The organism is Rhizobium sp. 42MFCr.1, from assembly GCF_000377185.1.
Lineage (GTDB): Bacteria > Pseudomonadota > Alphaproteobacteria > Rhizobiales > Rhizobiaceae > Rhizobium > Rhizobium altiplani.
Map to the genome: position 1 here is coordinate 93,702 of NZ_KB897838.1, position 11,475 is coordinate 105,176.

At 59.7% G+C, this 11,475-nt stretch carries 12 protein-coding genes, 1 other RNA gene and 1 pseudogene; 7 read left to right on the forward strand and 7 right to left on the reverse strand.

Going from position 1 to position 11,475, the window contains the following annotated elements; genetic code table 11:
* Window positions 1-29: 29 nt before the first annotated feature.
* The 7 genes from C934_RS0119815 to C934_RS32195 form a co-directional block, all read right to left on the reverse strand.
* A complete protein-coding gene (locus tag C934_RS0119815; protein ID WP_018858370.1) occupies window positions 30-248 on the reverse strand; it encodes a ribbon-helix-helix domain-containing protein in 219 nt (72 codons plus the stop codon).
* Window positions 249-345: 97 nt separating this feature from the next.
* Window positions 346-540 carry a DUF4169 family protein gene (locus C934_RS0119820; RefSeq protein WP_018858371.1) on the reverse strand — a complete coding sequence of 65 codons (195 nt, stop codon included), beginning with the start codon at window positions 538-540 and terminating at the stop codon, window positions 346-348.
* Window positions 541-590: 50 nt separating this feature from the next.
* Entirely contained in the window at window positions 591-1,100 is a 510-nt protein-coding gene (locus tag C934_RS0119825) for an SspB family protein (protein WP_018858372.1), read from the reverse strand.
* Between the two features lie 127 nt (window positions 1,101-1,227).
* Window positions 1,228-1,596: a transfer-messenger RNA gene (ssrA, locus tag C934_RS33825) on the reverse strand.
* A gap of 55 nt (window positions 1,597-1,651) precedes the next feature.
* Entirely contained in the window at window positions 1,652-2,074 is a 423-nt protein-coding gene (locus tag C934_RS35715; RefSeq protein WP_245267977.1) for a hypothetical protein, read from the reverse strand.
* Entirely contained in the window at window positions 2,068-2,379 is a 312-nt protein-coding gene (locus tag C934_RS35720) for a hypothetical protein (protein WP_245267978.1), read from the reverse strand. The genes C934_RS35715 and C934_RS35720 overlap by 7 nt, the downstream gene beginning before the upstream one ends.
* A gap of 152 nt (window positions 2,380-2,531) precedes the next feature.
* Window positions 2,532-3,062 carry a methyltransferase domain-containing protein gene (locus C934_RS32195; RefSeq protein ID WP_245267979.1) on the reverse strand — a complete coding sequence of 177 codons (531 nt, stop codon included), beginning with the start codon at window positions 3,060-3,062 and terminating at the stop codon, window positions 2,532-2,534.
* A 333-nt stretch (window positions 3,063-3,395) separates the two neighbouring features.
* On the opposite strand from C934_RS32195, the gene C934_RS0119840 reads away from it, so the two are divergent.
* From C934_RS0119840 to C934_RS0119875, 7 genes and pseudogenes are all read left to right on the forward strand, one after another.
* Window positions 3,396-4,190 (forward strand): thymidylate synthase, encoded by a 795-nt coding sequence (locus C934_RS0119840; RefSeq protein WP_018858374.1) that lies wholly within the window; start codon window positions 3,396-3,398, stop codon window positions 4,188-4,190.
* A gap of 546 nt (window positions 4,191-4,736) precedes the next feature.
* A complete protein-coding gene (locus C934_RS0119845) occupies window positions 4,737-5,786 on the forward strand; it encodes a LacI family DNA-binding transcriptional regulator (protein ID WP_018858375.1) in 1,050 nt (349 codons plus the stop codon).
* A gap of 88 nt (window positions 5,787-5,874) precedes the next feature.
* Window positions 5,875-7,488, forward strand: coding sequence for an acyl CoA:acetate/3-ketoacid CoA transferase (locus C934_RS0119855; RefSeq protein ID WP_018858376.1), 1,614 nt, complete (start codon window positions 5,875-5,877; stop codon window positions 7,486-7,488).
* Window positions 7,481-8,260: an enoyl-CoA hydratase/isomerase family protein gene (locus tag C934_RS0119860; RefSeq protein ID WP_018858377.1), complete on the forward strand. Its 780-nt coding sequence runs from the start codon at window positions 7,481-7,483 to the stop codon at window positions 8,258-8,260. Before C934_RS0119855 ends, C934_RS0119860 begins: the two co-directional genes overlap by 8 nt.
* Window positions 8,254-9,780, forward strand: a complete 1,527-nt coding sequence (locus C934_RS0119865) for an aldehyde dehydrogenase family protein (RefSeq protein WP_192304717.1) — start codon at window positions 8,254-8,256, stop codon at window positions 9,778-9,780. Before C934_RS0119860 ends, C934_RS0119865 begins: the two co-directional genes overlap by 7 nt.
* Before the next feature lie 86 nt (window positions 9,781-9,866).
* Window positions 9,867-11,126: an ABC transporter substrate-binding protein gene (locus C934_RS0119870; RefSeq protein WP_018858615.1), complete on the forward strand. Its 1,260-nt coding sequence runs from the start codon at window positions 9,867-9,869 to the stop codon at window positions 11,124-11,126.
* A gap of 81 nt (window positions 11,127-11,207) precedes the next feature.
* Window positions 11,208-11,475: pseudogene (locus C934_RS0119875) on the forward strand (sugar ABC transporter permease); the annotation flags it as partial.

An 11,475-nucleotide genomic window follows, 5' to 3' on the forward strand; every position in this document is an offset into this window, starting at 1 on the left:
TCCTCACGCGCGGTAGCCTTCGAGGCGAACTAGCCCGCGCTCTCGGATTTCAGCCAATGAAGGACATAGACGCGCAGCGCTGACGAGAGGTTGCTCTCCGGCTGTCGCTGATCGTCTATGTCGGAAATCAAGGCTGCGAGTGGGATAGCGCGCGCTTTGGCGATTATGTTCAACTCGGTCCAGAACTCGTCTTCCAACGAGAAGCTGGTGCGGTGTCCGTGTAGAGTAGCCGAGTGCTTGCGGATCATCGCAAGGCTTCAGAATTCGGTTCGAGCCGCTGACACGTTGATTCCAGAAAGCCTGCCAACTGATTGATCCCGGAATCTTTTGCGTTTCTCGGGGCGCTCATTTGTCGTCTTCAGATTTCTCTATCCGGCCTTGCTGATGAGAGCGTTCGGCCTTCTCATTGAGCGCCTTCGTCAGCTGCTTCTCGGCCTTGGTGCGGCCAAAGGAGATACGGTTTTGCTCCGCCTGCCTCGCCTTGTCGGCGCGGGCCTGTTTCTTTTTGAACTGGCGGAGATTGACGACTTCGGCGGTCACGGTTGGCCTCGATCGGAATTGAAAAAGGGAAGCAGTTGCTTCCCTTGGTTTTACTGCTTCTTTCGGAAGGCGTCGAGCGAGACGACCGAGCCGGGTTTCTTTTCCTCGCCATCGGCTTTGGCGGCGGGCGTTTCCTCGGACTTCTCGGACGCAACCGGATAGGCGGTGATTTCAGCGGCGGGAAGCTCTTCGCTGTCAGCGAGAGGCACGTCGAATTCCAGCTCGAAGTTCACGGACGGGTCATAGAAGCCGCGGATGGCGTTGAACGGAATGAAGAGCTTTTCCGGAACATCCGAGAAGGAAAGGCCGATCTCGAAAGTGGTCTCCGTGATCTTCAGTTCCCAGAACTGGTGCTGGATGACGATAGTCATCTGTTCCGGATACTTCGCCTTCAGGTGCTGCGAGATGCGAACACCAGGGGCGCCGGTCAGAAAGGTAATGAAGAAATGATGCTCGCCCGGCAGGCGGCCCGTCGCGGCAACTTCAGACAAAACCTTGCGGATGACGCCACGCAGCGCGTCCTGTGCCAGAATGTCGTAACGGATGTGATCCTGCCCCATGCTTTCCTGTCTTTCTTTTGGTTCGGACTCGTTTCCCAAGGCTGTATGGCATGCCAAGACGCCCTGGAAAAGGCCTGAGCCGAGTCATGCTTGACCAAACCATACATGATTTGCGCGCAAGGGAGAAGGTGAAGGCTTCTGTTGCCAGGTGCCTTCGGACCCCGCCTAGAGGTGCGAACCACTAGGGCTTTATTTGAAGTGTCACACCGCGATTAAGCAGCGAGACGAGCTTCCGCATAGTTGTCGTTTGCAACTACAATTTTAGCCCGATAACGGCGGTACAATGCCGAGCAAAAAGACGATCTTTACACCCTTGTCGATCCTGTTTCGCCCCCATCAAAAGCCGGCCATCTTGTTGCAAGCCGCCGGTTTTTGGTGGAGGCGCCGGGTACCGCCCCCGGGTCCAATAGGTTTATTACACCGCTCATTTATCGCCATAGCCGGCCCGAGGACCGGCATGGCTGATATAGTGTTTTCCGCCTCGGTTGGGAAGAGGTGTTGTCACAAAACCGTTTCGTAGTGAGCGGGACTGCAGGAATTTCGCCCGTGCTCTAGCAGACGGCCGTTGCCTCATTGAAAACACCGCGCTTCTTGAGCAGACTCACCATACCGGTCGCAGCGCCCACGACGGCCATGAAGAAGACAAGAAGAGATAGATAGGGGAGAGACAGCGCATTGGCTGCGCTGGCGACCCGGTAGATCTCGATCAGGAGAACGGCCAGAAGCGCGGCGGAAACAGTCGAATAGTCCTTCGCGATGACGCGTTTCGCATTGAACACCATCCCTTGCGTTGCCGGCGCAAAATTGCCAAGGCGAAGCATCCAGCGCGGAACGTCGGCGTCGCCAAACTTGTTTTCGAGAAATGCTTCCTCGGCGTAGACGATGCATTGGTAGATGAGCATGAAGAGCGCTATGCCGACAACTACGACCATTGGATTTCCATGCAGCAAGAAGACCGCTGCATAGATCAGCATGTTTCCGACATAGAGCGGGTTGCGGCAGACCCGAACATCCCCTCGGTCACCAGATCGCTGGCGTAGACGCGCTTCTTCAGGCCGCCTCGCTGAATATAGGCATAGTCGATCACGGTTGCGCGCAAAGCCAGGCCGGCAAGCAGGATCAGAAGTGCAACTACGTCTTTAACACGCTCCGCCGTAACGCTTCCCCCGATTTCCGAGGGGGGTAGCGTCATCAGAAACAAGGTGACAATTATGAGCGGGAACACCTGATTGCGATATTTGAAGAAGAAGTTCCCGATATGGATCATGGCTGTTTTCATTTCTGCGCCCAGACTCACTTGACGGCCACGATGCCGCAGAAATTGTACCAGCGGAAAAAGACCTCGACACTGCGGAAGCCGACCTCTTTCAGAAGCTGCATGTTCTCTTCCAGACGATAGGGGATGAGCACATTTTCAAGCGCTTCGCGCTTCTAGGCGATCTCGATTTCGGAGTAGCCGTTTCGTCGCTTGAAGTCGTAATAGTGCTGGATGAACAGCCGGTTGAAGGCCGTATCCTCGCTGGTCAATTTCTCAACGAGGAGCAGGCAGCCCTGATCGTTCAGGCCGGAGAAGATCATCTTCATTACGCGCTCGCGAAACAGCGGGCGAATGAATTGCAGCGTCAGCAGCATGGTGACGACGCTGGCGTTCTCCATGTGAAGACCCTGGTGGAGATCGACGACTTTCAAGTCGATCGGGCGCCGCGCGTCTGCATGCTCGATTTTCTTTGCCGCCTTTTCCAGCATGTCAGGGGCATTGTCGATGCCGATGAAAGTGACGTTCGGATCGATCATTCGGTCGAGCGTAAGCAATGTCGTCGCCGTCGAGCAGCCGATATCGTAGAGATTGGTGTTCGGTACGGCGAAGTCCAGCGCCAACTCACAGACCATCCGCTGCATTTCTTCGTAATACGGCACGGATCGGCTGACCATGTCGTCAAAGACATCTGGTGAAGTCGCCAATCGGCTGATCCTCTTTGGCGAATTCTTCGTCCCGCCGCTCTGTTCGCAGCTGCAATCGTATCGGGCTCTCTGCCATCATTTCCCCCCCCAAAAAAAAGCGGTTGGTCCCAAAGGAGAGCGGCGTGAATTGCCGCTAATATACTGACAGTGCTGAAACCCCGTGGAGCGCCCCCGCGCTGAGCATAGGGCGACACGCAAACCTGACGGTAGCCTGAAAGCGCCTCCGACCGTCTGGTAGGTATCGCGGAGAATTGCCGGGATAATAGCCGCACTATGATTGGTTTCGACGGGCAAAACGCCTAAATAGGTACGGAACGGAATCGGCGGCGGACGATGAAGCAGTATCTCGATCTCTTGAAGCATGTCATGGAACACGGAACCGATCGTGGCGATCGAACGGGCACCGGCACACGCTCGGTGTTCGGCTATCAAATGCGGTTCGATCTTCAGGAGGGCTTTCCGGTCCTGACGACCAAGAAGCTGCATCTGCGTTCGATCATCCACGAGCTTCTCTGGTTTCTTCGCGGCGACACCAATATCGGCTACCTCAAGGACAATGGCGTCTCGATCTGGGACGAATGGGCTGATGAAAACGGCGACCTTGGGCCGGTCTACGGCGCACAGTGGCGTTCCTGGCCTGCTCCCGATGGCGGCCATATCGACCAGATCTCCAATCTCGTTTCGGGCATCGTCAAGAACCCGAATTCACGCCGGCATATCGTTTCGGCATGGAACCCCGCCGAGGTGGATGACATGGCGTTGCCACCTTGCCATTGCCTGTTCCAGTTCTATGTCGCCGACGGGAAGCTGTCCTGTCAGCTCTATCAGCGTTCGGCCGACATCTTCCTTGGCGTACCCTTCAACATTGCCTCGTATGCCCTGCTGACGATGATGGTGGCGCAGGTAACGGGCCTGAAGCTCGGCGATTTCGTGCACACGCTCGGCGATGCGCATCTGTATCACAACCACTTCGAGCAGGCGAAGCTGCAGCTGACGCGCACGCCAAAGCCATTGCCGTTCATGCGGATCAACCCCGACGTGAAGGACATCTTCGGCTTCAAGTTCGATGATTTCGAGCTGGTCGGCTACGAAGCCGACGCCAGCATCAAGGCGCCGATCGCGGTTTGATCGGGGAGTTCTGACGCGGCGAGTTCCGGTTGGCGCAGCGCTGTCTATCACGGCTTCCACGAGCTCAGGCCTACCAGCGGCCGATCTCACCATGGATTTTTGACGCATGCCATAGGTGGCTTCACCGCTGGCGACTGACTGCTGGCCATTCGGCGCTTGGGAGCGGCGGGCTAAGTGGTCGCGCAGCGTAAAGGGACTCAGCGCGGAGATCCAAAAGACCGTCTGGGCCGGTTTCCTGCCCAGCCTACCGACACTACATGTCCGTGACTTTTGCTCAGCAGCGGGGAGCGTTGATGCGCGACCTCCGGTTGGTTTAACTTAGATCGTTCCAAAATATTCTAGATCGACACCGACCCAATTTCTTGCGAACAAGCAAGCGCCGTAGATGATATTGATGTATTTTCCGTGGCTTAGATATTTAGAAGCGCAGAGGCGTAATTCCTGTATGGCGATTGCTTTTCCCGCAAGAAATGCGGAATTGCCACTTGACAAAATTGGAACGTTCCAATTATTTGGGCGCCGTGGCTAAGGCCATTGGAGGATCTCATGACAAAAGGGCGGGTCACCGTCATCGATATTGCGAAGGCGGCGGGCGTCTCCAAGTCGACCGTTTCGCTTGTCTTGCAAGGATCGTCCCTGGTGAACGACGGCACGAGAGCGAAGGTCAATGCGGTGATGCGCGAGCTTGGCTACGTGTACAATCGCGGAGCCGCCAATCTGCGCCAATCCGGTTCGAAGTCGAAAATTATCGGCGTGGTGGTCAACGATCTGACCAACGGGTTCTTCGCGGAACTCGCCGTTGGTGTGGACATGGTCGTCCAGTCCGCGGGATTCGTCCAGTTCCTGTCCAATACCAGCGAGAACCTGGACCGACAGCGGGAAGTTATCGCCTCCATGCGCGAGCATGGGATTTCAGGGCTGATCATGTCGCCCGCCCGTGCGACCGAAGCCGCTGACCTGAAGCCGCTGGTCGCCGCTGGCATTCCCGTCGTCGTGGCTGTCCGCAACGTTCCGGGAGCTAAGGTCTCGTCCGTCGTTTCGGACAATCGCGAGGGAATATCTGCTGGCGTGCAGCATCTCGCTTCGCTTGGCCACCGCCGGATCGCATTCATCGGCGGCTTTAGTGATACGGCGGTCTTCGACGAGCGCATCGACGGCTATCGCGGCGCAATAGCGGCTTGCGGCCTTGAGCTTGACGAAGATCTTATCCTGCCTTCCGCCCCCTCGAGAGCTGGTGGTGTCGATGCGATCGGCCGAGCGCTGGCAATCGCTGCCGCTCCCACTGCCGCTGTGTGTTTCAACGACGCAGTCGCGTTCGGTGTGTGCGACGGGCTTCGCGCCCAGCGCCTCGAGCCTGGACGTGACTTTGCAGTGGTCGGCTTCGATGACGTCATCGAGGCAAAGGCCGCCGTTCCGGCGCTGACGACGATCTCGGTGGATCCGCAGGGAATGGGCAGGCGCGCCGCGCAACTGCTTCTGAAGCAGATCAGCGCGGGTAGGGCGGAAGCGGAGTCGATCGTCTCCTCTGTCCGGCTCGTGGTCCGGGAGACCTGTGGAGCAAACCTGGCAGGCGGTTCCAACAGGAGGCAGGCATGAGTTGGTCGCTGGCGACGGGTCCCGCCGTTGTCGAGGCGGCGAAAAGCGGCTCGGCCGTGAAAATCGAAACAGGGCTTTGAGTAATCAGATGAGCAAGCACATTACCCCGACGGAAGCCGCAGCACTGATCCCCGACGGAGCGGTTGTCTCCGTATCGTCGTCGAGCGGCCTCGGTTGCCCCGACCTGATGCTGAAGGCGATCGGCGAGCGCTTCGATAGCACCGGTCATCCGCGCGATATCACGACGCTGCATCCCATCGCGGCGGGCGACATGAGCGGTATCAGGGGTGTGGACTATATCGCCAAGAAGGGCCTGCTCAAATGTATCATCGGCGGCTCCTATCCGTCGGGACCATCCAGTGCGGAGCCGCCGCTGATCTGGCAAATGATCACGAACAACGAAATTCCGGCCTACAACATTCCCTCGGGCATCATGTTCGATATTCACCGGGAGGCTGCCGCCAAACGCCCGGGTGTCCTGACAAAGGTGGGCATCGACACGTTCGTGGATTCAAAGAGGCAGGGTTGCGCGATGAACGACCTCGCTGCCCAGGACCCGGTGGTCAAGCGCGTCTCGTTCGAAGGCGACGACTACCTGTTCTTCCCGTCGATCGTGCCGCAGGTCGTCATCATCCGCGCGACGACCGCGGACGAGCGCGGCAACCTGACTTATGAACACGAGGGTGCCTATCTCGGCGGTCTCGACCAGGCGCTTGCTGCCCGCAACAATGGCGGCATCGTCATCGCTCAGGTCAAGCGGATCACCAAGGAAGGTTCGCTGAAGCCGCATGACGTGCGCGTCCCCGGTATGCTCGTCGATTACGTGATCGTCGATCCGGACCAGAAGCAGACCACTCAGACGCTCTACGATCCGGCTATCTCAGGCGAGATCTTTCGCCCGTTGGAGAGCTTCCGCGTTCCGGAATTCAACATCCAGAAGGTCATCGCGCGCCGCGTTGCCCAAGAGTTGCAGGCAGGCAGCTGCGTCAATCTGGGCTTCGGCATTTCCGCCAACGTGCCGCGCATCCTCCTTGAGGAAGGGCTGCACGGCTCCGTCACCTGGGTCATCGAACAGGGTGCCGTCGGCGGTGTCCCGTTGCTGGACTTCGCGTTCGGCTGTGCATCCAACGCCGACGCCTATATGCCCTCGCCATACCAGTTCACCTATTTCCAGGGCGCCGGCTTCGACGCCTCGTTGCTCTCCTTCCTCGAGATCGGCCGTGATGGCTCGGTGAACGTTTCGAAGTTGTCGTTCCGTCCCCACGTCACCGCGGGTGCCGGCGGCTTCGTCGATATCACGGCGCGTGCGAAGAAGATCGTCTTCTCGGGGATGTTCAATGCCGGCGCAAAGCTCGCGATCGTCGACGGCAAGCTCGTGATCGAGAAGGAAGGCAAGTTGAAGAAGCTCGTCAACGAGGTCGAGCATGTCACCTTCTCCGGCAAGCGGGCGATCGAGCAGGGCCAGGACATCACTTATGTCACCGAACGATGCGTGATGAAGCTGACGCCTAAAGGCATTGTTCTCACGGAGATTGCGCCGGGTGTCGACCTGCAGGCCCATATCCTCGATCAGTCCGAGTTCTCGCTCATCATAGCAGAGGACCTCAAGGTCATGGATGCGAAACTCTTTGGTGAAGCAAACATCGGCCTGACTCTACCGAAGAAGAGCGCCCGCGTCCTGGAGGGCACGTTCAATGGCTAGCGGCACGGTCAAGATCCACGTCGAAGATCACATCGCGATCATGACGGTATCGCGTCCGGAAAAGCTGAATGCGCTTGATCTCGACATGCTCAAGGCGCTCGCAGATGCCGCCGATGACGTCGAGGCTAACGGCGACGTTCGTGTGGCGATCCTGACAGGCGAAGGCAAGGGCTTCTCAGCGGGCGGCGACATCAAGGCCTGGGGCGGCATGCGGCCACAGGAGTTTGGTCATGCCTGGGTACGCCACGGACATCGCATCTTCGAAAGACTTGCGACCCTCAGAATGCCTCTGATCGCGGCCTTGAACGGCCATGCGCTCGGCGGTGGGCTGGAGCTTGCCGGCGTCGCCGACATTCGCATTGCCGAAGAGCACATCAAGATCGGACTTCCGGAAACAGGCCTCGGCATGGTTCCCGGCTGGTCGGGCACGCAGCGTCTTGTGAAGCGCTTCGGCGCGCAGGTGGTCAGGCGCATGGCGCTGGGCGGTGAGATCTTCACCGCCGAGGAAGCCCGCGCGCTTAGCATCGTCGATGTGGTGACATCGACCGGTAATGCCGTGGAAGCGGCCAAGGAATATGCGGCCCGCATCGCGATGAGGGGGCCGGCTGCTCTTGAAGTGGTCAAGCTGATGATTGCCTCCGCGAACGGCGAGGACAATGGCACGGCCGTCGAGGCGCTGGGCTCGATCCTCGTTGCGAAGACCGGCGACCTCAATGAGGGGGTGGCTTCGTTCACCGAAAAACGCCCTGCACACTTTAGAGGAGAATGGTAATGACGGTTCTGGTTACTCCCAAGGCGCTTAGCGATCACAAGGCCCGCGACTTCAAGATGCTGGTCGATGGCAAGTGGGAGGCCGGCTCCGGCCAGCCGATCGAGCGCGTGGCGCCAAGCCATGGCGTCGTCGTGAGCCGCTTTCCGGCGGGAAGCAAAGCCGATGCCGAGCGCGCCATCAAAGCCGCCCGCAAGGCGTTTGACACGGGTCCCTGGCCCAGAATGACGGCATCCGAACGTTCCGCCATCTTGCTCAAGGCTGCCGACCTGATCTCAGCCCGTGCGGACGAACTCGCCTACCTGGACGCGATCGAGGCCGGCAAGCCGATCTCCCAGGTGCGCGGCGAAATCGCCGGTTCGGTCGACATTTGGCGATACGCAGCGGCGCTCGCCCGCGATCTTCATGGCGAAAGTTACAACACGCTTGGAGACGGCACGCTGGGCGTTGTCCTGCGTGAGGCGATCGGCGTCGTATCGATCATCACTCCCTGGAACTTCCCCTTCCTGATCGTCGGCCAGAAGCTTCCCTTTGCGTTGGCGGCGGGCTGCACCACGGTCGTCAAGCCATCCGAACTGACCTCGGGCTCGACGCTGGTTCTTGGCGAAATCCTTCAGGAAGCAGGCGTGCCCGATAGCGTCGTCAACATTGTCACCGGCACGGGACCAGAGGTCGGCGCGATCATGACGTCCCATCCTGAGGTCGACATGGTGTCGTTCACCGGCTCAACCGGCGTCGGCAAGCTCACCATGACGAATGCCGCGCAGACGCTGAAGAAGGTCTCGCTGGAACTGGGCGGCAAGAACCCGCAGATTGTATTCCCGGATGCGGATCTCGATGCGTTCATCGACGCGGCCGTCTTCGGCGCCTATTTCAATGCCGGCGAGTGCTGCAATGCGGGCTCGCGCCTTATCCTGCACAAGAGCATCGCTTCCGATGTGGTCAAGCGCGTCGCCGAACTCGCCAAGGACGTCAAGGTTGGCGATCCGCTCGATCCGACAACGCAAGTGGGCGCGATCATCACGCCGCAGCATCTGGAAAAGATTGCCGGTTACGTGGCCAGTGCGACGAGCAGCGGTGCGCAGGTGGCGCATGGCGGCGAAAAGCTCGACTTGGGCATGGGGCAATACATGGCGCCGACGATCCTCGAAGCTGTCACGCCAGGCATGGCGGTTGCGCGCGAGGAAGTCTTCGGACCGGTGCTGTCCGTCCTCACGTTCGAAACCACCAGTGAGGCGATCGCGATCGCCAACTCCATAGACTACGGCCTTTCCGCTGGCGTCTGGAGCCGTGACTTCGACACCTGCCTGACGATCGGTCGGAAGGTCAGGGCAGGGACGGTCTGGATGAACACCTTCATGGACGGCGCCTCCGAGCTGCCGTTCGGAGGATACAAGCAATCCGGCCTCGGCCGCGAACTCGGCCGCCATGCGGTGGAGGATTACACCGAGACCAAGACGCTCAACATGCATATCGGCGCCCGGACAAACTGGTGGATGCCGAAGAGGGAAACGCTGGGATAACCGGCAACGAGACTACGCCCGAGGAGGGCGGGTAATCGGTGCGGGAATGGTCCCGCACCTTCGAACTTGCAAACCGGGAGGAAACGATGCGCAAGTTTTTGCTGACGACAGCGTTGGTGACGATGAGTGTTGCGGGCTTGGGTGCTGCCAAGGCTGCGGATGTGAAGGAAGTGCAGATGCTGCACTGGTGGACGTCCGGCGGCGAGGCTGCGGCCTTGAACGTGTTGAAGGAGGATCTGTCGAAGGAGGGGTTTGCCTGGAAGGACGTGCCGGTTGCCGGCGGTGGCGGTGATGCGGCGATGACGGCGCTGAAGGCGATGGTTGCGGCCGGCACCTATCCGACGGCCTCGCAGATGCTCGGCTACACCGTTCTCGACTACGCCCAGGCCGGCGTCATGGGGGACCTGACGGAGACGGCGAAGGCCGAGGGCTGGGACAAGGCGGTTCCGGCGGCGCTGCAGAAGTTCTCCGTCTATGACGGCAAGTGGGTCGCAGCCCCCGTCAACGTCCACTCGGTCAACTGGCTGTGGATCAACAAGGGTGTGATGGACAAGATCGGCGGCACCGAGCCGAAGACCTTCGACGACCTGATCGCGCTGCTCGACAAGGCGAAGGCTGCCGGCGTGACGCCGCTGGCGCTCGGCGGCCAGAACTGGCAGGAAGCGACGATGTTCGACTCGATCGTGCTGTCGACGGGCGGCCCCGAGTTCTACAAGAAGGCGATGAACGACCTCGACGAGGAGTCGCTGAAGTCGGACACGATGAAGAAGTCGTTCGACAACCTGCAGAAGATCGTCCAGTACGTCGACCCGAACTTCTCCGGACGCGACTGGAACCTTGCGACCGCCATGGTCATCAAGGGCGATGCGCTCGTGCAGGTGATGGGTGACTGGGCCAAGGGCGAGTTCGTCGCCGCCAAGAAGACACCGAACACCGACTTCCTGTGCTACCGCTTCCCGGGCACCGACGGCAGCGTGATCTACAACTCGGACATGTTCGGCATGTTCAACGTGCCTGACGACCGCAAGGCAGCACAGGTGGCGCTTGCCAAGGCAACGCTGTCGAAGAGCTTCCAGTCGGCGTTCAACGTCGTCAAGGGCTCGGTTCCGGCCCGTACCGACGTTCCGGATACCGATTTCGACGCCTGCGGCAAGAAGGGTATCGCCGACCTGAAGAAGGCCAATGAAGGCGGCACGCTGTACGGCTCGCTGGCCCAGGGCTATGGCGCGCCTCCGGCGGTTGCCAATGCCTACAAGGACGTCGTCTCGAAGTTCGTGCATGGCCAGATCAAGACCTCCGACCAGGCGGTCGAAGAGCTCGTCAAGGCCATCGACGACGCCAAGTAATCAAGGCCTCCCACGGTCTTCCCCGCCGGTGTCGGCGGGGAAGATTCCGCCACGGACGATCTCGTTGGAGGAGATGACCCCATGAGCACCATCGCTACCGATAAAACCGTTCTCACGCCGCACCGTGGAACGCCCATTTCCATCCGCGCGCGCCTGCAGGACGCGCTGCAGAAGATCGTGCTCGCGCCGAGTTTCGCCATCACGCTTGTGTTCGTCTACGGCTTCATCCTCTGGACGATCTATCTGTCCTTCACCAATTCCAAGACCTTTCCGTCCTACGTGCTGACGGGCCCGCGCGCCTATCAGCGGCTGTGGCGCTGGACGTTCGAAAGCGATCCGCCGTCCAGCT